Genomic DNA, 21,981 nt, shown 5'->3' with positions numbered 1-21,981 from the left:
CAACCGTCCAGATCCAGTACGGCAACGCGGGCGGCGCGCCTCGGTGGTACGCCCTATGCGGGCGCCAGGACGCAGTGCGCCGCCAGCTCGTCGAGGGAGAGGCCGAGCACCCCGGCGAGCGCGGCCACGGTGAAGAAGGCCGGCGTCGGGGCGCGGCCAGTCTCGATCTTGCGCAGGGTCTCTGCGGACAGCCCGGCGGCCGCGGCGACCTCGACCATGCTGCGGTCTCCGCGCGCCTCGCGAAGCAGTCGGCCGAGGCGTTCGCCGCGTTCACGCTCTTCTGGGGTAAGTGGAGTTCTGACCATGGCACCCATTCTAATACCGGTATAGTAATTGGCATGATGGAACTGAAGACCAATGCGTCCCTCGACGCCATGCGCGAGGCCGGCCGGGTCGTCGCCCGCACCCTCGCGGCGGTACGCGACGCCGCGGCCGTGGGCGTGAGCCTCCTCGAACTCGACGCGATCGCCCGCGACGTGCTGCGCGAGGCAGGCGCGACCTCGCCGTTCCTCGGCTACCGCCCCGCGTTCGCCCCCACCCCCTTCCCCGCGGTCATCTGCGCCTCCGTCAACGACGCGATCGTCCACGGCATCCCCGACGGCTATCGACTGCGCAACGGCGACCTGGTCAGCATCGACTGCGGCGCCAAGCTCGACGGCTGGGTGGGCGACTCCGCGATCAGCTTCACGGTCGGCCTCGCCCGCCCCGAGGACACCCGGCTGATCGACACGGCGTACGCGGCCCTGGAGGCGGGCATCGCGGCCGCGGTGGTCGGCAACCGCGTCGGCGACATCGCCCACGCGATCGGCCGTGTCTGCCGCAGCGCCGGCTACGGCATCCCCCAGGACTTCGGCGGCCATGGCGTGGGCCGCCGCATGCACGAGGACCCGGAAGTCCCCAACGAGGGCCGCGCGGGCCGGGGTCCGCTGCTGCGGCACGGCATGGTGCTGGCCATCGAGCCGATGCTGATCGGCGGCGGCAAGGACTTCTACTACGAGGCCGCGGACGGCTGGACGCTGCGCACCTCGGACGGCAGCCGGGCGTCCCACGCGGAGCACACGGTCGCGATCACGGAGTCCGGTCCTCGTATCCTGACGGCGCCATGACTTTCCGGTTTATTGGCGCACGCCACTGACAACGCCGTTCACGGCGATTGCGCATAGCGGTCCGACAGGGCCGTGACCGTCCGGACGACCGCCTCCCGCAGCTGCGCCGGGCCCAGTACCTCCGCTTCCGTGCCGAGTCTGAGCAGGTCGCAGACCGCCACGGCCTCCGACTCGACCGGCAGTTCCAGCTCCACCCACCCCTCCTCGTCGGGCGGACCGGCCGTCTCGAGCGCCTGGGTGCCTACCGCACCGAACTGCATCGGCAGCAGTTTCTGTGCGCGCGGGGAGACGCGCAGACGCGCGACGCCCTGGTAGCGCCAGGCCTCCAGGCGCCGGGAGGACTCCTCCCAGTACGCGGCGAGGTCGAATCCGGCCGGCCGCTCAAAGGTGTCGTCCGTGGTGTCCACGGCCAGGAAGCGCGAGATCCGGTACGTCCGTACCGTCTCGTCCGCCCGCGCCGCCAGGTACCAGATACCACCCTTGAGGACGACACCCAGCGGGTGCAGCTCCCGGTGCACCTCACCGCGCCAGCGGCGGTAGTGGGTGCGCAGCACGCGCTGTTCCCACACCGCCCCGGCGACCACCGCCAGATACGGAACCGGGTCCGCGTCCCGGAACCATGCGGGGGCGTCCAGGTGGAAGCGGTCCTGTACACGCCGGGCACGGTCTGCCAGTTCAGCCGGGAGGGCGGCCTGCAGTTTCAGCTGAGCGGTGGCCAGGACCGCGCCGAGACCCAGGTCCCGGGCCGGCCCCGGCGCTCCGACGAGGAAGAGCGATCCGGCCTCGGCGTCGGTGAGCCCGGTCAGCCGGGTGCGGTAACCGTCCATCAGACGGTAGCCCCCGGCCGGGCCGCGGTCGGCGCAGACGGGGACGCCCGACGCGCCGAGCGCCTCGATGTCCCGGTAGACCGTGCGAACGGACACCTCCACCTCCGCCGCGAGTTCCGGCGCGGTCATCCGGCCGCGGTTCTGGAGCAGCAGAAGCAGGGAGAGAAGCCGGTCGGCACGCATGGAGTCATTGTCCGCGTCGTACCTGACAGGAGATGTCAGGTACGGCGATCAGGCTTGTCCCACGCCGACGAAAGGGAACCCCATGACCACGCACACCACCGGCCGCTTCACCTACGCCAACTGGGAGGAGCGCCCCGTCGGCCCCGACGGCACGAGCCCGCGCCTTGCTCAGGCCGCCGTCACCAACGCGTTCTCCGGCGGTATCGAGGCCGCGGAGACGGCATGCGCCTACTCGGTCGTCTACGTGACCGAGAAGACCGGGACCTTCGCCGGCCTGGAAGTCGTGGCCGGCAGTCTCGACGGACGCAAGGGCAGCTTCGCCCTCGAGGAGCGCGGCTCGTTCGGCGCCGACGGCACCACGCGCTGCACCTTCGAGGTCGTGCCCGGGTCGGGGACGGGCGAGCTGACCGGGCTGCGCGGGAAGGGCGGCTTCACCCACCGGCAGGGTGAGCAGTCCGTCCCGTACACCTTCGACTACGACCTGGACTGACGTCGGAGCAGGCCCCTCTCGCGGACATCGAGAGCGGGCCGCCAGCCAACCGTACCGGTCAAGGGCCGCCGAGGATGCCTCGCTCGTAGGCCGTCGCGACGGCGGCCGCGCGGTCGGTGACGGCGAGCTTGGCGTACAGGTGGGTGAGGTGCGTCTTGACCGTGGCTTCGCTGATGAAGAGCAGGCGGGCGATCTCGCGGTTCGGGGTGCCTTTGGCGACGAGAGCGAGGACCTCGCGTTCCCGGGAGGAGAGCGGTGTCCTCGTGCTGCCCTGCGGGGTGCGGACTCGGTGGACCAGACGGGAGGCCACCGCCGGGGAGAGGACGCTGCGGCCTTCGGCGGCCGCGCGGACCGCGGCGAACAGTTCCTCACGCGGGGCGTCCTTCAGCAGATAGCCCGTCGCGCCGGCCTCGATCGCCGGGAGCGTGTCGGAGTCCGTGTCGTACGTGGTGAGAACCAGGACTCTGCTGCGGGCGCCGCGGCGGGTCAGCTCGGCGATGGCTTCGACTCCGCCGCCGCCCGGCATGCGCAGGTCCATCAGGACGACGTCCGGGTCGAGTCGGTCCGTGAGGGCGACGGCCTCCACGCCGTCGGTCGCCTCGCCCAGGACGGAGAAGTCGGGGGAGGTGTCGAACATCCCGCGCAATCCGTCGCGTACGACGGGGTGATCGTCGACGATGAGCAGGGTGATGGTCCGTTCAGTCATGGCGCACCAAAGGTACGCGGGCCGAGACCGCTGTGCCCTGACCGGCTTCGGATTCGATGTCGACGCTGCCGGTGAGGCGTTCGGCGCGGGCACGCATACCGTCGAGGCCGAAGCCGCCGGACTCGGTGCGCTGTCTGGGGACGGCCGGGTCGAAGCCGCGGCCGTCGTCGCGGATGTCCAGGGTGACCTCGTCACCCATGTAGGAGAGGGTGACGCCGACGCGGGTGGCCCCGGCGTGGCGGGCGGCGTTCGTGAGCGCCTCCTGCGCGATGCGCAGCAGGGTCGCCTGGATCTCGTCGTGGAGTGGTTCCGCGGTGCCGGTGACGGTGAACTCGGCCCGTACACCATGCCGTAGGCCCCATTCGGCGACCGTCTTCTTCAGGGCGTCCGGCAGCACGTCGTGCGCCAGGTCGACCGGGGTGAGGTTGTGTACGGAGCGGCGGGCCTCGCCGAGGCTGTGGCGGGCCAGTGCCTGTGCGCGGGCGAGGTGTTCCCGGGCGGTGTCGGGGGCGTCGGTGGCGGTGACGACCTGGAGCTGGGCGATGATTCCGGTCAGTCCCTGGGCGATGGTGTCGTGGATCTCGGCGGCGAGCCGTCGGCGTTCGTCGTTGACACCGGCCTCCCTGGCCTGGACGAGGAGCTGTGCCTGCAGGCCCGCGTTCTCGGTGAGCGCCTGTTCGAGGCGGGCGTTGGCGCGTTCCAGTTCGGCGATGGTGGCGGCCTTGGCCGCGGTCTCCTCGGCCTCCTTCTCGTCGAGGTGTCCGAAGAAGACGCCGAGCCCGGCGTTCACGGCGAAGAGCCCACCGAAGGCGATCCACTGTGCACTCGACGTGGGTGGCAGCCCTCCGGACTGTGAGCCCGCCATCGTGACGGCGGTCACGAGCAGCCCGGATTTCACCCAGCGCGGCGGCAGCAGCTTCTGGGCGTCGAAGTAGCCGATCATCGCGTAGATGGCGAAGAAGGGGTTCAGCCAGGTGAGGACGAACGCCGCCGCGGTACGCGCCCAGTAGTGGACGCTCGCCGACGGCCCTCGGCGGGGCCCGGTCCGGCTCCACCACAGTTGGAGGGCGATGACGGCGATCAGCAGTACCCCGGCCGCGTACACCTCGGTGGTCGACATGAGGCTGCTCGCGGTGGCCGCGGACATCACCGTACCGAACGCCAGGAGTCCGCTGGGGCCCCAGCGGATGAAGGTCTCCAACCGTTGGGCGGCGGTTGGCGTGAGGCCCTGCCGGGTCGTCGTCATGGCGTCCAGCATGCCGTCCTACTCCCAGCGGAACCAGCGGACCGCGGCGCCCACCAGCAGGGCCGCCCATACACCGGTCACCCCGAGGTGCGTCCAGGACGGCCAGTGGCCGGCTGTCGCCTGGTCGAGTGCCTGGGAGGCGGCGCCGAAGGGTGTCAACTCGACCGTTCGCCGCAGGATTTCCGGCATGGCCTGCACCGGCACCCAGACGCCCGCGGTGAACATGGACGGGAAGTACACGATGGTCGCGATGGTCTGTGCGACCTTGGTCGTACGGGAGAAGGCCGAGACGGTGGCGCCCAGCGCGAGAGCGGCACACAGGGTCAGGACGACGGCGAGCAGGTATCCGGCGGGCTGCCCCGGGAGCGCGACTCCGAAGGCGAGCCGGCCGACGGCCATAGCCAGCACGAGGGAGACGAGTACGGCGACGCCGTGCAGCGCCAGTTGTGCGGAGAGAAGTGATCGTGGGCGCACAGGTGTGGTGGACAGGCGGCGCAGGATGCCGAGTTCGCGGTAGTTGGTGAGGACGATGGGTACGGCCTGGACGCCTGCGGTGATGATGGCGAGCAGCACGGCGATGGGGACGTACAGGTCGATGACCCGGCGGCCGCCGAGGGCTGGGTCGGCTTCCCGGAATGCCGGGATCAGGCCGAGGATCGTGAGCAGCAGAGTGGGAAAGGCGATGATCCAGAAGAGGGCGGCCGGCTCGCGGCGGAAGAGCCTCGCCTCGGTCTTGAGGACGGCGACGGAGGGGCGGGGGGCGTGAGTGGCGCGGGATGCGGCGGGAACGGTCATATCAGGCCTCCTGGGCGGCAGTCGGGTCGGTGGCCTGGGTTCCCGGGGCGGTGAGGTCCAGGAAGGCATCGTCCAAGGTGGCGCTGACGACGCGCAGTTCCCCGGCGGTGACGCTGTGGCGGGCGAGCAGTGAGAGCAGCGCGTTGACGGTCCGGTCGGTTCCGGTGATCTCGACGCGGCCGCCCGTGAGTCTCACGGATCCGGCATCGGGCAGCGCCGCGAGCTCGGGCTCGTCGAGCGGTCGTGACGGTGTGAAGGAGATGACGGTCGAGGCGGCGGCGCGGCCGATGAGGCCCGCCGGGGTGTCGAGAGCGGTGATCCGTCCCCGGTCGATGACGGCGATCCGGTCGCAGAGCCGCTGGGCCTCCTCCATGAAGTGCGTGACGAGGAGTACGGTGACGCCCGAGTCGCGTATGTCCTCGATCAGCTGCCAGGTGTCACGGCGGGCGCGCGGGTCGAGTCCCGTGGTGAGTTCGTCGAGTACGACGATCCGTGGGCTGCCGACGAGGGCGAGCGCGATAAACAGGCGCTGCTGCTGGCCGCCGCTCAGCTCGGCGAAGCGGGTGTCGAGTTTCCCGGTCAGGCCGAGACGTTCGGCGAGCGGCCGCCAGTCGGCGGGGCGCGGGTAGAAGGCGCTGTACAGCTCCAGGGCTTCGCGGACGGTGATCTTCGGCTGGAGCCGGCTCTGCTGCAGTTGGACGCCGAGGATGTGGGTGACGCGGTCGTGGTCGGCGACGGGGTCGAGTCCGGCGATCCGGACGGTCCCGGAATCGGGGCTCCTGAGTCCCTCGACGCACTCGACCGTGGTGGTCTTGCCCGCGCCGTTCGGACCGAGGATCCCGAAGATCTCGCCCTCCGCCACGGTGAAGGTCACTCCGTCGACGACGGGCCTGCCTCCGTAGGCCTTGACCAGGCCGTTCACTTCGATGATGGGCATGCGTCGAGAGTCGCGGAGAGCGGGGGCGGGCGGTATCGCCCATCGCGCTCGAAGGCGCATCATCCGATCGGTTGATGGTGTGGTGCGACTGTCCCGGCGGACTGCCGGCTGCGCGCCCCGTGCTTCGGGGCGCGCAGCCGGGTGCGTTACGGCCTGCCGCTCGGGGTGACGACCATGGCCGAGCCGCCGCCGCGGCGGACCTTCTCCGCGGCGGCGATCCAGCGGCCGTCGGGGAGGCGCTGGACGCCTGTCGTCGCGCCGATCTCCGGGTTGAGGCGGAAGGCGTGGCCGATGGCCTCCAGTTCGGTGCGCAACGGGCTGTTCCACAGCTCCGGTTCGAGCTCGGTCGTGGACTGGTTGCGCTGGCTGGCGCGCGGGGCCGCTATGGCGTCGACCAGCGGCAGGCCGCGGTCCAGATGGCCGATGAGGGTCTGCAGGACCGTGGTGACGATGGTCGCCCCGCCAGGGGAGCCGAGCGCCAGCACCGGCCGGCCGTCACGCAGCACGATGGTCGGGGCCATCGAGGACCGCGGCCGCTTGCCCGGGCCCGGCAGGTTGGGGTCGTACACCGCCGGGTCGGCCGGGGCGAAGGAGAAGTCGGTCAGTTCGTTGTTGAGCAGGAAGCCCCGGCCGGGGACGGTGATGCCGCTGCCGCCGGTCTGCTCGATGGTCAGCGTGTAGGCGACGACATTGCCCCACTTGTCGGCCACGGTCAGATGGGTGGTGTTCTCACCCTCGTACGTCGTCGGAGCGGCCTTGCCGGACGTGGCGCAGGAAGCCGGTTTGCGCGGGTCGCCGGGGGCGAGCGGGCTGGTCAGGACCGCGTTGTCCTTGATGAGGCAGCCGCGCGAGTCCGCGAAGCGCTGCGACAGCAGCCCCCGGGTCGGCACGTCCTCGAAGGCCGGGTCGCCCACCCACCTCCCGCGGTCCGCGAAGGCTATCCGGGTCGACTCGATGTACCGGTGCAGATACTGGGCCTCGCTCAGCTTCGAAAGCTTGCTCCGCTCGAGGATGTTGAGTGCCTCACCGACCGTTGTCCCGCCGGACGAGACGGGCGCCATGCCGTATACGTCGAGACCGCGGTAGGAGATCTTCGTCGGAGCCTGACGCTTGGTCCGGTAGTTCCGCAGATCCTTCTTCGTCAGGTCGCCGGGCCGTACGACCCGGTTCGTCTGCGGGTCGACGGGCGGCTTGCGTACGGTCCGTACGATGTCGTCGGCCAGCGCGCCCTCGTACAGCGTGTCGACGCCCTTCCGCCCCAACTCGGAGTAGGTATCGGCCAGATCGGGGTTCTTGAAGGTCGAACCCACGACCGGCAGCCGGCCGCCCGGCAGGAACAGCTTCGCCGTGTCCGGGAAGTCGGCGAACCGCTCCTCGTTCGCTTCGGTCTGCGCGCGGAAGGTCGAGTCGACGGTGAAGCCGTCGCGGGCCAGCCGCTCGGCGGGCTTCAGCAGCTCGCGCAGCCGCTTGCTGCCCCATGCGTCAAGTGCCGCGTCCCAAGTGGCCGGGGTGCCGGGGGTGCCCACGCTCAGTCCGCTGGTGACCGCGTCGGCGAACGGGATCGGCTTGCCGTTCTCCAGGAAGAGCGACGCACCGGCGCTCAGCGGGGCGGTCTCGCGTCCGTCGACGGTCTGTACGGTGCGCTTCTTCGCGTCGTAGTAGACGAAGAAGCCGCCACCGCCGATACCCGCGGAGTACGGCTCGGTCACCCCGAGCGCCGCCGCGGTCGCCACCGCCGCGTCCACGGCGTTGCCTCCGGCCCGCAGCACCTCGATACCGGCCGCCGAGGCGTCGGGGTCGACGCTGGCCACGGCGCCGCCATAGCCCACGGCCACCGGCGACTTGACCGGCCCGGCGTCCTCGGGCGAGGTCGGCGGCGCGGCGCCGACCGCGGACACCAGGGCCGCACCGGCGGCCAGCAGGGACACATTCCGAACGGCTCTGAGACGACGCATCCGAAAACCCTTCAGTCAACAATCGTCCGCGCACTGTAACTTCACCGTCCCCGTCCCGTCAGGACCGCGGCGGGAGGCACTTCACAGCGGTCGCTGACATCCCCGCTCATGAACGACGACGTGCGCAACATCGTGCTGGGCGTGATAGCCGCCGGCCTCAGCGGCTCCCTCGGCTGGCTGACCCGCACCTACTTCTGGCGTCGCAGACTCCGCCGTGTCCAGGGCTTCTTCGGGCTGCCCGCCGACTCCGAGTGCGTCCTTGTCGTCAACCGCGAATTCGGCGGCGACGGAGTGCACCGAAATGATGTCTTCGCGCTGCTCGAACTCTCCGCGCTGATCAAGGACTGCGGGGCGCACGCACAGATCGTCACGCATGATGCCGCCCGGCAAGGCTTCGGCGAGCGCACGGAGTTCTGCCTGGGCGGCCCGATGTCGAACCGGCGTACCGCCGCACACCTCCGTTCGCTTCTCCCAGGTGTCACGGTGAACCTGGATGCCGAACGAGGCCCGGACTTCGCCTCCTTCGTCATCGGCGGCGAGAACTACCGGCTGGAAAAGGGTGAGTCCGAGTACGTCCTGCTCGCCCGCGTCGTCATGGACGAGCACAGCCGCCCGGTCTTTCTCTTCTGCGGCCAGCGCGCCATCACCAACCAGGCGGCATCCCGCTACCTGGCGCGCCACCACAGGAAGCTGGCGCGCGCATACGGCCGGAATTCCTTCTGCCTGCTGCTGAAGGTCGTCCATTCCCAGGCGTACGGTCCGGACGTGGTGGAACTCGTCGCCGATGTCACCGACGCGGCGGGCAGGTCCGCCCCGGCACCCGCACAGAACTGACCGCCGTCGCCGCAGCCGGGCCGTCGTCCGGCCGGGGCAGCCGCTTCGCGGATGCGGCTGTACGGCGCTCAGGATGCGTTCAGGTTGCGCGTGGCACGGTCGGGCACCATGACACCAGAGATCTCCGATACGTACCGTCCCTCGGCCCCGGCGACGAGTCACCGCTCGGGGTGGAACAAGGTCCCCGAAATCACCGTGTACTTCTGGGTGATCAAGGTGCTGTGCACCACCGTCGGCGAGACCGCTGCGGACCTGCTGAACGAAAAGGCGGGCCTGGGTCTGACCGGTGTGTCGCTGCTGATGAGCGTGCTGCTCGTCGCGGTGCTCGTCGTGCAGTTCCGCACCCGCGCCTACCGCCCCGGCGTCTACTGGCTCGCCGTGGCGCTGATCAGCGTGGTCGGCACCCTGATCAGCGACAACCTGACCGACAACCTGGGCGTGCCACTGGAGGCCAGCACCGTGGCGTTCGCGGTGGCCCTCGTGGTGGTCTTCGTCGTCTGGTACCGCAGCGAGCGGACCCTGTCCATCCACCACGTCGACACCGTGCGCCGCGAGTCCTTCTACTGGCTCGCGGTCCTGTTCACCTTCGCCCTCGGCACCGCCGCCGGTGACCTGGTCGCCGAACGCATGGACCTGGGCTATCTGGTCTCCGTCGTCCTGTTCGCCCTGGCGATCGCCGCCGTCGCCGTGGCGCACTTCGCCCTCGGCCTGAACGCGGTGTGGAGCTTCTGGATCGCGTATGTCCTCACCCGGCCGCTGGGCGCCTCGGCCGGCGACTATCTCTCCCAGCCGACCGCCGACGGCGGACTGGGGCTTGGCACCGTGGTCACCAGCGTGCTGTTCCTGGCGGTCATCCTGGGCCTGGTGGTGTTCCTGACAGTGACACGGCGGGACGTGGCCGAGCGGGAGCGCCTCACGCCGACGGCAGGCTGACCACGAACTTCGCCCCGGGCGTGTGCCGGGCGTCGTAGAAGACGTCGCCCCCGGCGGAGCGGGCCAGGCGTCGCGCGAGCGACAGTCCGAGGCCCGCTCCGTCGTGCCCGTCGCCGGGGTCGGCGCGCCGGCCCGGGTGGAAGAGCTGGGCGGTGAAGGAGTACGGGACACCGGGGCCGTCGTCGACGACCTCCACGCCCACTCCGCCGGGCCGTGGGGAGGCCAGGACCTCGACATGCGAGCGGGCGTGACGCAGCGCATTGTCGAGGAGCGGGCTGACGATGCGCTCCAGCAGGGCGGCCGGCACTCCGGCGGCGAGGCCTTCCGTGCCGGTGACCGTGACGGTGACGTTCCCGGAGGTGCCGGAGCGGCCGACGATCCGGCACAGGGCCGGTACCACATCGGTGGTGCCGGGAGGGGTGGGGGCGCTGCCGCGGGCGTCGTCGAGGAGGGTGTCGCAGATCGTGCGCATGGACTCGGCGGCGTCGGCGATGGCCGCGTGGGTGGTGCGGGTTTCGGCCGCGGAGCGCGGGCGGGCCTGCCACCACTCGAGTTCGGCGATGATCCTGGCGAGGGGGTTGCGCAGCTCGTGGGACAGCTCGCGGGTGAGCTGCTGTTCATGGAACAGCACCGCGCGGATGCGGTCCAGCAGCGCGTCCAGGGAGGCACCGAGACGGCTGAGTTCGACGGGCCGGTCCGCGGTGCCGAAACGTTCGCCGGAGGCCGCGGCGCTCCACTGGGCGGCCTGGTCGGCCATGCCGCGCACCGGGCGCAGCGCGCGCCCCACCGCGAGACGGGTGAGCACATATGTGCAGGCCAGTACGGTGCCGTCGAGTGCGAGGGACGCGTAGAGCAAGGTGTCGGCCGAGGCCCGGTAGGGCGAGAGGTCCATGGCGGTGACCACGGCGGCGCGAGGCGCTGCCGTGCCGTGATCGTCGGCGCCCGCCGGCTCGGAGCACAGCCTGGTGGAGGAGCCGCCCCCGAGTGTGGCGCAGTGCGGGCCGCCCTGGGCGGCAAGCCGCGTGGCGGCCTGTGTGACGGGGCTGTCGGCCGGGGCGGCGGCAGGGTGTTCGATCAGCCGCCCACCGGCGTAGATCCAGACGTCGGTGTCGAGGAGCTCGTCGTCGGGTGTCTCCAGGACCCGTACCGGATCGTGTCTGGTGTCGACGGTCGCGGCGACGGCGGCCGCACGGCTGCGCAGTTCGTCGTCCGCCTGCTGCCCGAGATGGCGGCGGACGACGGTGTTGAACACGACGGTGAGAATCACCATCAGCAGCGTTGCCGTGGTGAGCGCCGCCAGGGAGAGCCGGCCGCGCAGGGTGCGGGGCCTCCAGAGGGACGGGAGCACGGTCATGAAAGACGGTGCCCGATCCCTCGTACGGTGCCGATCGTCAGTTCGCTGCCTGCCTCACGCAGCTTGCGCCGCAACCTGCTCAGGTACTGGTCCAGGGTGTTGTCGCTGACCTGCGCGCCTTCGGGCCAGCCCGCCCTCACCAGCTGCCGCCTGCGCACGATGTCCCCCGGAGCGGCCATGAACGCGGCGAGCAGGCGGAACTCCGTGGGGGTCAGGGCGACCTCGACGTCCTGTACGGAGAAGCTGTACGCCAGAGGGTTCAGCACCAGGTCTCCGGCCGGCGCGGGTGCGGCGGGTCCGGCTCGTTTGAGTGCCGCCCGCAGCCGGGCGGTGAGCTCGGCGGGATGGAACGGCTTGGGCACATAGTCGTCGCCGCCCGCGGAGAATCCGCTGAGGCGGTCGGTGAGCCGGTGATGGGCGGTAAGGAAGATGACCGGCGCGAGGAACCCGTTCGCGCGCATGGCCTGGCACACGTCCCGTCCGTCCGCGTCGGGCAGGCCGACGTCCAGGACCACGGCGTCGACAGCGTTGTCGATCAGGCGCAGGGCAGTGCCACCGTCCTGGGCGGGGACGGGCTCGAAGCCCTCGTCGCGCATCACGCGCAGCAGTACGTCCCGGAGCGCGTGGTCGTCCTCGACGACCAGGATTCTGTGGCGCATCCCCTCACCGGCTCCCGGGAGGCGTCCGGTCGTCGTCGGTGCCCAGGGCCTCCGGTCTCTTGGGCGCGGTGACGGCAGGGGGCCGTCGGCCTGCGGTGGCACAGAGACAGAGCCCGATCCAGGCAAGAGCGAAGAGCCAGCCCCCCACGACGTCGCTGAACCAGTGAACCCCCAGGTACACGCGCGTCAGCCCGACCGAAACGCCCCAGCAGACGACCACGGCGGCGATGAACGCGCGGCCGGGAGGGGAGCGCACCAGAATCGCGGTGACGAGCAGTCCGGCTGTGATGGCCGCCGTGGTGCTGTGACCGGAGGGAAACGCCCACCCCGACGCATGGGTCGCCCAGTCCTGGACCGGCGGACGCGGACGGGCCACCGCGTACATCACGGCATACCGCAGCGCCTGGCCCACCGCCAGACAGAGCATGCTCGCGGCAGCGGCGAGGATCCGCTGCCGCGCGGTGCGCCCGGCGATGACGCCGGCCAGCGCGGCCAGCGCATACGCGATCACGCCCGTCCCCGTGACGGTGACTCCCCGCGCCACGGCCACCGCCCACGCGGGGCTGTGCTCGACGGACCAGGAAAGCAGATCCTCGTCCACGGGGAACGGGGAGCCATGACGGCTCACCACCACCATGGTCAGCGTCACGAACGCGATCAGGGCCCCGAGAGCGACGAGGCCCGCCGGGCGGCGAACACGCCTGGCGACCGGGGCCTGGGGGCTGGTGGGCTCCAGACTGCGGTTCACGACGCGACCGATGGGGGAAACGGCAGCGAGACGGCTTCCCTCACGCCGGCAGCGAGCGGTGACCGCGTCGCGGCGAACAACAGTGCGGACATGGTCGCGGGCCCTTTCATAATGGACGAGCGGGCGCAACCGGACACGGCACGCCGACTGACTACAAACGAGTAGACGGTCTACAGCAATGTAGACGAGGGCGGGGTGGGGAACGTTCCATGACGGACGCGAAAGCAGAACGCCGCCCGGCGGGAGAACTCGAAGCGGGTGTCCTGGCGGCCCTCTGGGCCGCCGACACCCCCCTCACCCCGGCACAGGTGCAGGCCGATCTGGCCCTCGACCTGGCCCGGACGACCGTGACGACGATCCTCTCCCGCCTGTATGAGAAGGGCATCGTCGACCGCCGCAAGAAGGGGCGCGGTTATGCCTACTCCCCCGTCCAGGACTCCCCCGGCCTGACGGCTCTGCGGATGCACAGCGAGCTCGACCGGGACAGCGACCGTGAGACGGTCCTGGCCCGGTTCGTCGCCCGGCTCAGCGCCGGCGACGAGCGGCTCCTGCGGGATCTGCTCGAGTCCGGCGAACAATGACCGATGCGCTTCTGGTCCCCCTGCGGCGGCCCATCGCGGCGCCCGCGCCGACCGAGCACGAGCCGCACCGAACGGCCCGACGTCGCGGGCGGGGCGGGCGGGGCATGGGGCGCCGTGGACGGAAGTGTTCTCGGAGGTCGCGTGAGGAGCAGCCGCCCACGCGTGGCGCGTACGAGGGCCGCTGTGCCGTCTCCTGCTCGTGCGGCACTCAGCCCGGCTCCTCCTCGGTGCCGGTGGCTGCCGTGGGAGCCCTGGGCGGAAAAGCCCGACCGCAGCTGAGGTCCACGTCCGCTCCGAGGAGGTGGATCCCGGCCCGGCTGCGTTCGTTGGCTTCGGCGAGGCGTGCGCGGAGCAGTTCGGCCGGGGTGAGCGGCTGGACGTGGCGGGGGTCGGCGTCCCATTCCCGGCCGCCGGAGAGGGGGCGGAGCTGGAGGTACGGCCCCTCGTGGCCCATCACGATGCCGACGCGGTCGCGGGTGGTGTCGCGGACGGCGGTGCCGTGTGGAGGAGGGGTCGGGTCGGGCGCGGGGGTGGTCATCGGGCGGCGCCCTTGGCGATGACGGTCGCGAGCGCGAGGGCGACGGGGGCGGAGCAGACACCGAGGTGGACGAGGGCGTAGCGGGCCTCGACGGGGGTGCGGGCGCCTTCTGTGATGTCCTCGATGTCGTCGGGGAGCGGGTCGTTCCACGGGGTACGGACGTCCACCGCGGGGAGCTGGATGCCGGCCTGGGTGAGGGCGGCGGCGAGGGCGTCGCGGGCGGCGGTGGCTTCCTGGAGCTTCGGGGTGAGTTTGCGGGTGTCGGCGGGTGCGTCGGGGTTCGGCATGGGTGTCCTTCCGGCAGGGGGAGGGGTGCTGATTTCTGGTTCGACTGCGCGAGGCGCTCACGCTGGATTACCGTGCGTAGTCGACGCATTACGAGAATGCCGCCAGGTCAGCCAGGAAATGCCGTGGATGGGGTCCCGTTCCCCGTCGGCCGGCACACGTTCCACAACTTCCACAAAGGGGCGGTGGACGTGCGGGCATGGGCGTATGTGCGCGTGTACGTGCAGGTCTGCGTAGGGAGGGAGCCGCGATGCCGCAGCGACGCGTCGTCACGGGCCGCAGTCAGGAACCGCGCGGGCGGTTCGCCGAGGAGTTACGGCAACTGCGGGCCGACAAGGGAGACAGCCTGCGGCAGCTCGGGGAGCGGCTCGGGTGGGACTGGTCGCTGTTCGGGAAGATGGAGAAGGGGGAGACGCTGGGCGGGCCGGAGGTCGTCCAGGCGTTGGACCAGTACTTCGGGACGCCGGGGATGTTGCTGGCGTTGTGGGAGTTGGCTCGGGCGGACAAGACGCAGTTCAGGGAGCAGTATCGGCAGTACATGGCGTTGGAGGCCGAAGCGGTTAGCCTGTGGCACTTCGCCGTGAGCGTGTTGCCGGGGTTGTTGCAGACTCCGGGGTATGCGCGGGAGGTCCTGGCTGCGGGTGGACTGAAGGGGGCTGAGCTGGACCAGCAGGTCGAGGCTCGCATGGGCCGACGGGAGTTGCTGGAGGGGGAGGAAGCGCCGCCGTTCCGGGCGATTCTCTCGGAGGCTGTGCTGCGAACGCCGTTGCGGGACGAGGTGGAGTGGCGGGGCCAGTTGGGGTTCGTGGCGGAGATGGCCGAGCGAGAGAACGTGACGATCCAAGTGTTGCCGCAGAGTGCCGGACTGCACGGGCTGGTTGCCACTGACGTGTGGTTCTTGCGGCTTACGGATGGACGTCCCGTGGCCTACACAGAGAACGCTCTGTCAGGCGAAATCGTCGAGGAAAACGCGCGGATCGAACGCTTGCAGCGTGCCTACGATGTACTGCGCGACAAGGCCATGTCCCCGGCCGACTCGCGAAAATTCATCCTGCGCATGTTGGAGGAAGCGCCGTGCGACCCATCGACCTGAGTGCCGGCACGTGGCGCAAGAGCAGCTACAGCAACCCTGACGGTGGCGCGTGCCTTGAGGTGTTCGATGACTTCGTGACCGTTGTCCCTGTACGCGACAGCAAGAAGCCGCACGGGCCCGTGGTCGCGTTCACGGCTGGTGGCTGGGCCTCGTTCGTGACGGCCGTGAAGAGGGGCGAACTCGGCGCCTGAGCCGCCCCTGAAGCCACGACGGCCCCACGCCCGCCGAGACGGTGAGCGTGGGGCCCTTGCCATTACTTCTTGCTGGTACGGCGTCCACAAGTCGCGGCGGACGGACGCCAGGCCTTCAAGGCACAGTTCGGCCCGCAAGTACCGGACCCGGTGAGCACCTGCTGTCCTCCCGAGTCGGCCAACACGCCTGGGTAGATGGCAAGATGATCGCACGTGAGCGATCGCAGCGCATTCATGACCATCGTGAGAGCGGCCGCGCCGCTCTATATGACCACCATCGCCGCATCGGCGGGCTCCCTTGTGCAGACCGCGCTCCTGGGCCGGCATGCCACTGCCTCGCTGGCCGCGTTCGCCGTGACGTTGGCGGTGTTCGCCCCGGCCACGGCCACCGTGGCGGGCGCCCTGCGGGGCGTCATGCCGTTCGTCGCGCCGCACAAGGACGACCCCGAAGCGCTGCTGCCGCTGGTGCGCAGCGGCATGTGGCTGGCGTTCGCCGTGGGCGGGGTGTGCGCTGCGGCAGTAACGGCGGTGCCGCTGATCGGCGGGATGTGGGGGGTGCCGCGCACCACCCTCGATCAGCTGGGGGCGTTCCCCTTCATGCTGGCGGGCAGCGTGCTGCTGATCGCCGTCGGGTCCTCGGCGACGTCCGTACTGGTCGCGCTCGGACACTCGGCGCAGGTGATGCGTTCCGGGCTGTTCGGCACGGCGGCGTCCGTGACGCTGTCGTTGCTGCTCGTCGGCGGACCGGGACCGCTGCCGAGCTGGGGGCTGACCGGTGCGGGTGTGGCCATGCTCTCGTCCGGACTGATCAGCGCATCCCTCAACCAGCGTGCCCTGCGCCGGAGTACGGTGCTGGCCGGCCGGCGGATACGGCCCGGGCGGCCTGATCCGCGGCAGATGCTGCGGCTGGCCCGGGTGGGGATCCCGCTCGCCGGGACCGTACTGGTGAAATTCTCGGTGCTGGGGGTGCTGACCTTCGCGGCCGCTCGGCTCAGCACCGACAGCGCCGCCGTGCACAACGTCTCCGAGTCCCTGGTCAACGTCATCTTCACGGCGGCGGTGGCCGTGGGTCAGGCCACGGTCCCCCTGATCGCCGGCTACGCGGAGGAACACGACACGGCGCGCATCCGGAGCAGCGTGTGGGCCGGCACCAGGGTGGCGCTGTGCGCGGTCGCGGTACTGGGAGCCGTGCTGCTCGTCCTGCGGGGCCCGGTCGTGGGGCTGTTCACCACCGACCCGGCGCTGGGCGGCGAGGTGACGCGGCTGCTGCCGCTGGTCCTGGCCGTGGTGGTCACCGACGCCCTGCAGGCGGTGGTGGGCTTCGCCCTCATCGGGCTCAAACGCACCGGGCCGAGCCTGGTGTGGACCGTGGTGTGGTTCGGGGCGCTGGCCGCGCTGGCCGTACCGATCGCCGACGCGGGCGGACTGACCGGCCTGTGGGCGGCGCTGGCCTGCGCGAACCTCCTCCAGGCCGCGAGCAAGCTGGTGTCCTTCCTGCGACAGGGCACTCGGCTGGGAGCAGCGGCTCCGGCGCCGGCTTCAACCGCCGGTGACGGTCGACTCGATACGCACCGTCGGTAGTCGTGTTGCCGCCCGCCATAGCGGTAGCAGACGCGGCGGCCTACTGACGTCGAAGACAGCTCCCGCAACCACCGGAGCTACGTCGGCGGGTCTACCAGCGCTGCTGACCGACGGGCGGCACAAGTCGAGCCGATGGCCGTCGGTCTGATCGCGCTCCGTCGCCAGCCGATCGGTGGTCAGGCGGCTGGTCTTGGCCGGGAACTGGCCATAGAGCACGACCATCAGCCCGTCGAAGCGGGCGCGGGTCTATCGCGGCACGCCCGTGGAGGCCGCCGCCCGTCGGCTGCCCTGCCGCGTCGAGTGGCACGCCGGCTTCCGGCTCACCGTGGAGCACCTGCGGCGCCACCCGGACTTCCGCGGGCAGGAGTACGTCGATCTCGGCGCCGTGATCGCCGTCGACGGCCACCTCGATCCCCGGGTCATCGGCGACGCTGCCCGCACGAGCCGCTACGAGCCGCAGGCGCTCAAGAAGGTCTGGCACTGTCTGGCACGGTTCGGCTCGCAAGCACCGGGTCCTGTCACGGCCTGCTGTCACCCGGAGTCGGCCAACACGCTTGGATGAGTGGCAAGATGATCGCGCGTGAGCGATCGCAGCGCATTCATGACCATCGTGAGAGCGGCCGCGCCGCTCTATATGTGCACCGGTACCGTGACGCCGCATCGATCCGCCTCTGGCTCAGACCCTGAGCACTCAGTAGTGTCCGAGCATTTCGTCGGCCGGAATGCAGTCGCTCATGGTGTTGGCCCAGTCGTTGGGCCTACCGAAGACCAGCCGCGTCAGCAGCACATCACCGGCTCGCTGCGCGCGCGGCATGATGCCCAGGTCCTGTGAGCCGATATCGCCGCCAGGTGTGATCTCGACGCTCCTGTCCGTGCTCGACAGGTAAGCGGTGAGTTCATCCGAGAGCTCGGACGGGGGCCGGCCGACCAGTCGTATCCCCTCCAACGTGACCTGGGGGCCGGTCAGGGCGTCGACCGCGATGCAGGTCAATCCCATCGGGACGACGTAGTAGGCCACCACGTCCGCGCGGTAGAACGGGGCATCCACGGCGCGGAATCTCGTGCGCAACTGCTTGAACGGGCCGAACTTGCCGAACTCTGCAACGGCGTCGGACGTGAAGCCGCACGTCAGCATCGCGCTGGTCACCTCCTCCACGCTCATACCGAACCGCAGCGGGCCAACGCGCTCCAGCGGCGCGTAGTCCCATTGCTCTCGGTCGGATTCAGCCACCACAGCCCATGAGTCCGGCCACACGTCAAGCAGCCCCTTCCGGCGATCACGTCGATACGGCGCCGATGACTCTAATCCCGTAACGCCACCATGATCCGCCGGACAGGACCTAGTTCTCACATCCGATCCCGGCCTCTGGTGTTCGAAATCGGATCGAAGATCACTTCCCACAGCTGGGATCATCGCTTGCCGAACCGGGGAGGGGTACATGGACGAGCAGGACGAGCCACTGGCCAAGGGCAGGCCGGCTGAACAGCCGGTCTATCCCTTCAGGTTGAGCTGGCACGATACGAATCCCGAATACCACACCTTCGATCCGGAGGCCGTACATGCCGTGGTGCGCTCCCTGGAACCGGCCGGGCGAGTTCCGATTCGGCCGCAGGAACCGGCCGACCTCATGGCTGTCATCCGCTGGGGTCACGAGGAGGGCAGGGCGTGGACCGACGCAATGGACCATGCATTGGTACGGCACTACGGCCCGTGGGCCTCGGGCTGGCGTTGGGCTCACGACGAAGGCGACTTCGGCGGCGGGCCGATCGGCGGCTGGTGCTGTCCCCGGCACTCCATTACGACGCCTGAAGAAACCGTTGCAAGGGTCGCGGACTGCCTCATCGAGTGGCGGAAGTGGCTGGAGGATCTGAACGAGCGCTTCGCCCGGTTCCCGGTCCGGGACGTGCCCCCGGAAGACCGCGAGTGGATGTGGGACCGCGCCGCGGTGCACCTGGTGACGCAGACGATGGACCGCACGGGCGTCGGCGACGCCTGGTACGGAACCTGCGCGCTGGTGCTGTCCTGGTACCTCACCGCCAACGGGGTCGATGCCGACGATGCGAGTCGCCTCGTCCGCAGGGCCATCGGCGGACGTTTCGACAGCTGGATCGCCCCGAAGCCTGCCGCGATCCACGACCTCGGCGAGCAACTCGCGAGGGAACTGACTCTGCTCGAGGAGTCCGATGAACGAGGGTGACGCTCTGCACACATGGCTGCGTGTGCGTTCATCCGTTCCCTGGCACGATCTGGGGACGCACTGGCCGGCGGCCTCCAGCGGTCGGGATGGAGCCGCCCACCACTTCCGCACTGTTGAGCACGCTCGTTCGCCGCGCCGTGCCGCTGGGCTGCTGGGCTGCTGGCCGCACTGGAACACGTACGGCAGGACGCGGCGGAACAGCGGGAATTGACCTTCTCCCTGCTCTCCGGCTGGCAGCGAGAGGTAATGGGTTCGAAGGAGGTCCCGTTCCGGGACGTTCCGGCGTTCGCGAAACAAGGACGGGAACGCTACGGCATCGACGGCGCCACCCGTGACATGTTCGACGGGTGCCTGGCCGAGAACAGGTCGGTGCCCGCAAAGAGGACTTCGCTGTCCTCTCGTGCTGCCCGCACATACCTGGATGTATGTTTCTTCCATCCGTTCGCCGATGGCAACGCGCGAGCTGCCTTGCTGGCGCTGGTCTTCGTCCTGGCCCGGGAAGGCGTGGTCCTCGACCACCTCGGCCCCCTGTCAGCCTTGGCCCGAAGAGCAGACTGCGCGGACAGTGCATCGGAACTCGTGCGTCTTCTCGAAATCCTGATTCGCCACACGGCCGGCCGCGCAGCCTCGCACTGTTCAAGCCCTACCCGAGCCGGAGCGGCAGGCTCTTCAGGCCGTTGATGAAGTTGGAGACCAGGCGGCGGGGCTCGGCCGCCGGATTGTAGGGCGGGAGGGTGCGCAGGGCCTCCTCGTGGAGGATGCGCAGCTGGAGGCGGGCGAAGTGGGCGCCGAGGCAGACATGGGGGCCGTCACCGAAGGACACATGGGGGTTGGGGGTGCGGGACAGGTCGAGGCGGTGCGGGTCGCCGAAGGCACGGTCGTCGTAGTTGGCCGAGGCGTGGAAGACGACGACCTTGTCGCCCTCGCGGATGCGTTGCCCGGCGAGTTCGGTATCGGCCGTCGCCGTGCGGCGGAAGGACAGGACAGGCGGGTGCCAGCGCAGGAGTTCGTCCACCGCGGTGTCGACGGCGGCCTCGGCTTTACGCAGGCGGCGCTGCTCGTCGGGGTGTTCCGCCAGGGCCAGGAAGCCGCCGGGGGCCGCGCTGCGGACCGTGTCGTTGCCCGCCACCGTGAGGAGGAAGAAGAACATCTCCAGTTCGGCGTCGGCGAGTTCGGAGTGGGCCAGCGAGGTCATCACGTCGTCTTCGGGGTGGCGGCGCTTGTGGGCAGCCAGCTCCTGCGCGTAACGGAACATCTCCGCCAGCATCGCGGGTGAACGCGGGTTGACCGGGCGGCCGTCCGCGTCGAGGACCGGGGGCTCATCGGTGTCCTGGTAGGCGATGACGCGTTCGGTCCAGTCCAGGAGGAGGCCGCGGTCGTCCTTCGGCACGCCCAGCAGGTCGGTGAGGTTGAGCAGGGCGTATTCGTCGGTGACGGCCTTCACCAGATCGACGGTGCCGTCAGTCGCCGTCTCACGGGCGGCGGCCAGGAGCGTTCCGGCCCGTTCGCGGGCGACCGCGGCGAAGCGGTCGATACGGGCCGGGGTGAAGGCGCGGCTGACCAGGCGGCGCAGCCGGCCGTGGCCCTGGGGGTCCCCCCACGCCCGTGAGGGCGTAGGGGCAGGGTCCTGGTTGAGCATCATCCGGCGGATGAACGGGAGGTCCGCCGGGTCCGGGTCCCGGATCTGGGTCGCGCCCAGATGGGAGGAGAAAGTGCGGGCGTCCTTCAGGACGCTGACGACATCGGCGTGCCGTGTGACCGCCCAGAAGCCCGGACCGGCCGGCCAGCCCAGTACCCCGTACTCGTCCTGCCAGGCCACCGGGTGCCGCTCGCGCAGCTCCCGGTAGGCGTCGTGGGGCAGACCGCGGGCGTAGAGGCGGGGGTCGAAGACGTCCGCGGTCATTCCGCGGCGTCCGCACGCAGGAAGTCCTCGACGGTCCGGATGAGTTCGAGCGGGGTCTCGTCCATGGCGTAGTGGCCCGCGCCGGGGAGTTCGACGAGTTCGCCGTGGGGATACCAGCGCAGCCAGGTCTGACGCATCAGTTCGGCACTCAGCGCCGGGTCGAGTGCGCCGGCGACCGCGAGGGCCGGGACCGTGCTGCCGTCGATCTCGGTGTGGAAGTCGTCGCCCGTCCAGGAGTCGAGCCAGGCACGGAGCGCCTTGGCGTCGCTTCGCTCCACGGAGTGCCGGACCACCCGGTCGAGCCAGGCGGCGGGGCGGTTGCCCCCGGTGGTGATGTCGATGATGGCGCGTCGGTTCTCCGGGCGCTCGGCCGCTGAGGCGAAGAGCTCCCACTGCTCGGGCGGCAGCGGCAGGCCGTTGGCCGGTACCGGTGAGACGCCGACGATCCGGCGCACCCGTCCCGGTGCGGCGGCCAGGACGCGCTGGGCGACGGAGCCGCCCATGGAGTGGCCGACGACCGAGAAGCGGTCCCAGCCCAGCCGGTCGGCGAGGGCGAGTAGGTCGTCCGCGGCCTCGCGGGTGGTGTATTCGCCGGGGGTCTGCCTGGCCTCGCCGTATCCGCGCAGGTCCACGACTGCATAGCGGAAGGAGTCGAGGTCGAGGTCCGACAGCACCGGCGCATAGGCGTCACGGTCGGCGAGCCAGCCGTGCACGGCGAAGACCCGGTGCGGTCCGTCGCCGTGCAGCCGGTGCGGAAGTACGAAGGGGGCCACTGGGTCTCCGTCGACGTGCGGGTGGAGGGTGCCCTCTGCCTACCCGCGTCCGCAGGACCGCGAAC

24 protein-coding genes and 2 pseudogenes are annotated in these 21,981 nt (G+C 70.4%); 11 read left to right on the top strand and 15 right to left on the bottom strand.

Features of this window, described 5'->3' with window-relative positions:
• Window positions 1–53: 53 nt before the first annotated feature.
• On the bottom strand, window positions 54–314 hold the full coding sequence (locus tag ABD858_RS26800; RefSeq protein ID WP_345042141.1) for a helix-turn-helix domain-containing protein: 261 nt from the start codon (window positions 312–314) through the stop codon (window positions 54–56).
• Between the two features lie 24 nt (window positions 315–338).
• On the opposite strand from ABD858_RS26800, the gene map reads away from it, so the two are divergent.
• A complete protein-coding gene (gene map, locus ABD858_RS26795; protein ID WP_345042139.1) occupies window positions 339–1,106 on the top strand; it encodes a type I methionyl aminopeptidase in 768 nt (255 codons plus the stop codon).
• A 38-nt stretch (window positions 1,107–1,144) separates the two neighbouring features.
• Here map and ABD858_RS26790 read toward each other — a convergent pair whose 3' ends face one another.
• Window positions 1,145–2,116 (bottom strand): helix-turn-helix transcriptional regulator, encoded by a 972-nt coding sequence (locus ABD858_RS26790; protein ID WP_345042136.1) that lies wholly within the window; start codon window positions 2,114–2,116, stop codon window positions 1,145–1,147.
• 82 nt (window positions 2,117–2,198) lie between these two features.
• Between ABD858_RS26790 and ABD858_RS26785 the strand changes: the two genes are divergently transcribed.
• Window positions 2,199–2,606, top strand: coding sequence for a DUF3224 domain-containing protein (locus ABD858_RS26785; protein WP_345042135.1), 408 nt, complete (start codon window positions 2,199–2,201; stop codon window positions 2,604–2,606).
• 58 nt (window positions 2,607–2,664) lie between these two features.
• On the opposite strand, the gene ABD858_RS26780 is transcribed toward ABD858_RS26785, so the two are convergent.
• The 5 genes from ABD858_RS26780 to ggt all read right to left on the bottom strand — a co-directional run bounded on the left by ABD858_RS26780 (window position 2,665) and on the right by ggt (window position 8,245).
• Window positions 2,665–3,312, bottom strand: coding sequence for a response regulator (locus ABD858_RS26780; protein WP_345042132.1), 648 nt, complete (start codon window positions 3,310–3,312; stop codon window positions 2,665–2,667).
• On the bottom strand, window positions 3,305–4,558 hold the full coding sequence (locus ABD858_RS26775; RefSeq protein WP_345042130.1) for a sensor histidine kinase: 1,254 nt from the start codon (window positions 4,556–4,558) through the stop codon (window positions 3,305–3,307). The genes ABD858_RS26780 and ABD858_RS26775 overlap by 8 nt, the downstream gene beginning before the upstream one ends.
• A gap of 18 nt (window positions 4,559–4,576) precedes the next feature.
• Window positions 4,577–5,353, bottom strand: coding sequence for an ABC transporter permease (locus tag ABD858_RS26770; protein WP_345042127.1), 777 nt, complete (start codon window positions 5,351–5,353; stop codon window positions 4,577–4,579).
• Between the two features lies 1 nt (window position 5,354).
• Window positions 5,355–6,290, bottom strand: a complete 936-nt coding sequence (locus ABD858_RS26765; RefSeq protein WP_345042125.1) for an ABC transporter ATP-binding protein — start codon at window positions 6,288–6,290, stop codon at window positions 5,355–5,357.
• Between the two features lie 146 nt (window positions 6,291–6,436).
• Window positions 6,437–8,245, bottom strand: coding sequence for a gamma-glutamyltransferase (ggt, locus tag ABD858_RS26760; RefSeq protein ID WP_345042122.1), 1,809 nt, complete (start codon window positions 8,243–8,245; stop codon window positions 6,437–6,439).
• Between the two features lie 108 nt (window positions 8,246–8,353).
• Here ggt and ABD858_RS26755 point away from each other — a divergent pair, with 108 nt between their 5' ends.
• Together ABD858_RS26755 and ABD858_RS26750 are read left to right on the top strand one after the other, a co-directional pair.
• Window positions 8,354–9,079, top strand: a complete 726-nt coding sequence (locus ABD858_RS26755) for a hypothetical protein (protein WP_345042120.1) — start codon at window positions 8,354–8,356, stop codon at window positions 9,077–9,079.
• A 108-nt stretch (window positions 9,080–9,187) separates the two neighbouring features.
• On the top strand, window positions 9,188–10,012 hold the full coding sequence (locus ABD858_RS26750) for a COG4705 family protein (RefSeq protein WP_345042117.1): 825 nt from the start codon (window positions 9,188–9,190) through the stop codon (window positions 10,010–10,012).
• Here ABD858_RS26750 and ABD858_RS26745 read toward each other — a convergent pair.
• The 3 genes from ABD858_RS26745 to ABD858_RS26735 are packed head-to-tail and all read right to left on the bottom strand — an operon-like array spanning window position 9,993 to window position 12,761.
• Window positions 9,993–11,366 carry a sensor histidine kinase gene (locus ABD858_RS26745; protein WP_345042115.1) on the bottom strand — a complete coding sequence of 458 codons (1,374 nt, stop codon included), beginning with the start codon at window positions 11,364–11,366 and terminating at the stop codon, window positions 9,993–9,995. The genes ABD858_RS26750 and ABD858_RS26745 overlap by 20 nt on opposite strands.
• Window positions 11,363–12,025 carry a response regulator transcription factor gene (locus ABD858_RS26740; protein ID WP_345042113.1) on the bottom strand — a complete coding sequence of 221 codons (663 nt, stop codon included), beginning with the start codon at window positions 12,023–12,025 and terminating at the stop codon, window positions 11,363–11,365. The genes ABD858_RS26745 and ABD858_RS26740 overlap by 4 nt, the downstream gene beginning before the upstream one ends.
• Before the next feature lie 4 nt (window positions 12,026–12,029).
• Entirely contained in the window at window positions 12,030–12,761 is a 732-nt protein-coding gene (locus ABD858_RS26735) for a phosphatase PAP2 family protein (protein ID WP_425586349.1), read from the bottom strand.
• A gap of 221 nt (window positions 12,762–12,982) precedes the next feature.
• Here ABD858_RS26735 and ABD858_RS26730 point away from each other — a divergent pair, with 221 nt between their 5' ends.
• Window positions 12,983–13,354 carry a BlaI/MecI/CopY family transcriptional regulator gene (locus ABD858_RS26730; protein ID WP_345042110.1) on the top strand — a complete coding sequence of 124 codons (372 nt, stop codon included), beginning with the start codon at window positions 12,983–12,985 and terminating at the stop codon, window positions 13,352–13,354.
• A gap of 304 nt (window positions 13,355–13,658) precedes the next feature.
• On the opposite strand, the pseudogene ABD858_RS36885 reads toward ABD858_RS26730, so the two are convergent.
• Window positions 13,659–13,892, bottom strand: a pseudogene (locus tag ABD858_RS36885) (hypothetical protein); the annotation flags it as partial.
• Complete coding sequence (locus ABD858_RS26720) at window positions 13,889–14,179, bottom strand: hypothetical protein (RefSeq protein ID WP_345042109.1); 291 nt, start codon at window positions 14,177–14,179, stop codon at window positions 13,889–13,891. The pseudogene ABD858_RS36885 and the gene ABD858_RS26720, both read right to left, overlap by 4 nt.
• Window positions 14,180–14,427: 248 nt before the next feature.
• On the opposite strand from ABD858_RS26720, the gene ABD858_RS26715 reads away from it, so the two are divergent.
• The 4 genes and pseudogenes from ABD858_RS26715 to ABD858_RS26700 form a co-directional block, all read left to right on the top strand.
• Window positions 14,428–15,270 (top strand): helix-turn-helix domain-containing protein, encoded by an 843-nt coding sequence (locus ABD858_RS26715; RefSeq protein ID WP_345042107.1) that lies wholly within the window; start codon window positions 14,428–14,430, stop codon window positions 15,268–15,270.
• A complete protein-coding gene (locus ABD858_RS26710) occupies window positions 15,252–15,461 on the top strand; it encodes a DUF397 domain-containing protein (RefSeq protein WP_345042105.1) in 210 nt (69 codons plus the stop codon). The genes ABD858_RS26715 and ABD858_RS26710 overlap by 19 nt, the downstream gene beginning before the upstream one ends.
• Before the next feature lie 213 nt (window positions 15,462–15,674).
• Entirely contained in the window at window positions 15,675–17,042 is a 1,368-nt protein-coding gene (locus ABD858_RS26705; RefSeq protein ID WP_345042103.1) for an MATE family efflux transporter, read from the top strand.
• 247 nt (window positions 17,043–17,289) lie between these two features.
• A pseudogene (locus ABD858_RS26700) lies at window positions 17,290–17,604 on the top strand (DUF3626 domain-containing protein); the annotation flags it as partial.
• Window positions 17,605–17,733: 129 nt separating this feature from the next.
• Here ABD858_RS26700 and ABD858_RS26695 read toward each other — a convergent pair.
• A complete protein-coding gene (locus ABD858_RS26695; protein ID WP_345042100.1) occupies window positions 17,734–18,273 on the bottom strand; it encodes a hypothetical protein in 540 nt (179 codons plus the stop codon).
• Between the two features lie 208 nt (window positions 18,274–18,481).
• On the opposite strand from ABD858_RS26695, the gene ABD858_RS26690 reads away from it, so the two are divergent.
• Window positions 18,482–19,240, top strand: coding sequence for a hypothetical protein (locus ABD858_RS26690; RefSeq protein WP_345042099.1), 759 nt, complete (start codon window positions 18,482–18,484; stop codon window positions 19,238–19,240).
• 246 nt (window positions 19,241–19,486) lie between these two features.
• The gene (locus tag ABD858_RS26685) at window positions 19,487–19,921 is read left to right on the top strand and encodes a Fic family protein (RefSeq protein WP_345044904.1); all 435 of its coding nucleotides are present in this window, start codon (window positions 19,487–19,489) and stop codon (window positions 19,919–19,921) included.
• Here ABD858_RS26685 and ABD858_RS26680 read toward each other — a convergent pair.
• Both ABD858_RS26680 and ABD858_RS26675 read right to left on the bottom strand, forming a co-directional pair.
• Complete coding sequence (locus tag ABD858_RS26680) at window positions 19,884–21,143, bottom strand: cytochrome P450 (RefSeq protein WP_345042097.1); 1,260 nt, start codon at window positions 21,141–21,143, stop codon at window positions 19,884–19,886. The two genes, ABD858_RS26685 and ABD858_RS26680, sit on opposite strands and share 38 nt — an antisense overlap.
• Entirely contained in the window at window positions 21,140–21,916 is a 777-nt protein-coding gene (locus ABD858_RS26675) for an alpha/beta fold hydrolase (RefSeq protein ID WP_345042095.1), read from the bottom strand. The genes ABD858_RS26680 and ABD858_RS26675 overlap by 4 nt, the downstream gene beginning before the upstream one ends.
• Window positions 21,917–21,981: the final 65 nt, after the last annotated feature.

It is taken from the genome of Streptomyces sannanensis (assembly GCF_039536205.1).
In the GTDB taxonomy this organism is placed as follows: Bacteria; Actinomycetota; Actinomycetes; order Streptomycetales; family Streptomycetaceae; genus Streptomyces; species Streptomyces sannanensis.
This window is presented reverse-complemented; position numbering and strand designations above follow the sequence as displayed.

Excerpts from the sequence above, each read along its gene's own strand:
- ABD858_RS26720 (WP_345042109.1), bottom strand. The coding sequence starts at position 14,179 with ATGCCGAACCCCGACGCACCCGCCGACACCCGCAAACTCACCCCGAAG.
- ABD858_RS26690 (WP_345042099.1), top strand. The coding sequence starts at position 18,482 with ATGGACGAGCAGGACGAGCCACTGGCCAAGGGCAGGCCGGCTGAACAG.
- ABD858_RS26755 (WP_345042120.1), top strand. The coding sequence starts at position 8,354 with ATGAACGACGACGTGCGCAACATCGTGCTGGGCGTGATAGCCGCCGGC.
- ABD858_RS26730 (WP_345042110.1), top strand. The coding sequence starts at position 12,983 with ATGACGGACGCGAAAGCAGAACGCCGCCCGGCGGGAGAACTCGAAGCG.
- ABD858_RS26715 (WP_345042107.1), top strand. The coding sequence starts at position 14,428 with ATGCCGCAGCGACGCGTCGTCACGGGCCGCAGTCAGGAACCGCGCGGG.
- ABD858_RS26780 (WP_345042132.1), bottom strand. The coding sequence starts at position 3,312 with ATGACTGAACGGACCATCACCCTGCTCATCGTCGACGATCACCCCGTC.
- ABD858_RS26750 (WP_345042117.1), top strand. The coding sequence starts at position 9,188 with ATGACACCAGAGATCTCCGATACGTACCGTCCCTCGGCCCCGGCGACG.
- ABD858_RS26785 (WP_345042135.1), top strand. The coding sequence starts at position 2,199 with ATGACCACGCACACCACCGGCCGCTTCACCTACGCCAACTGGGAGGAG.
- map (WP_345042139.1), top strand. The coding sequence starts at position 339 with ATGATGGAACTGAAGACCAATGCGTCCCTCGACGCCATGCGCGAGGCC.
- ABD858_RS26800 (WP_345042141.1), bottom strand. The coding sequence starts at position 314 with ATGGGTGCCATGGTCAGAACTCCACTTACCCCAGAAGAGCGTGAACGC.
- ABD858_RS26685 (WP_345044904.1), top strand. The coding sequence starts at position 19,487 with ATGGGTTCGAAGGAGGTCCCGTTCCGGGACGTTCCGGCGTTCGCGAAA.
- ABD858_RS26740 (WP_345042113.1), bottom strand. The coding sequence starts at position 12,025 with ATGCGCCACAGAATCCTGGTCGTCGAGGACGACCACGCGCTCCGGGAC.
- ABD858_RS26745 (WP_345042115.1), bottom strand. The coding sequence starts at position 11,366 with ATGACCGTGCTCCCGTCCCTCTGGAGGCCCCGCACCCTGCGCGGCCGG.
- ABD858_RS26790 (WP_345042136.1), bottom strand. The coding sequence starts at position 2,116 with ATGCGTGCCGACCGGCTTCTCTCCCTGCTTCTGCTGCTCCAGAACCGC.
- ABD858_RS26680 (WP_345042097.1), bottom strand. The coding sequence starts at position 21,143 with ATGACCGCGGACGTCTTCGACCCCCGCCTCTACGCCCGCGGTCTGCCC.
- ABD858_RS26765 (WP_345042125.1), bottom strand. The coding sequence starts at position 6,290 with ATGCCCATCATCGAAGTGAACGGCCTGGTCAAGGCCTACGGAGGCAGG.
- ggt (WP_345042122.1), bottom strand. The coding sequence starts at position 8,245 with ATGCGTCGTCTCAGAGCCGTTCGGAATGTGTCCCTGCTGGCCGCCGGT.
- ABD858_RS26775 (WP_345042130.1), bottom strand. The coding sequence starts at position 4,558 with ATGACGACGACCCGGCAGGGCCTCACGCCAACCGCCGCCCAACGGTTG.
- ABD858_RS26770 (WP_345042127.1), bottom strand. The coding sequence starts at position 5,353 with ATGACCGTTCCCGCCGCATCCCGCGCCACTCACGCCCCCCGCCCCTCC.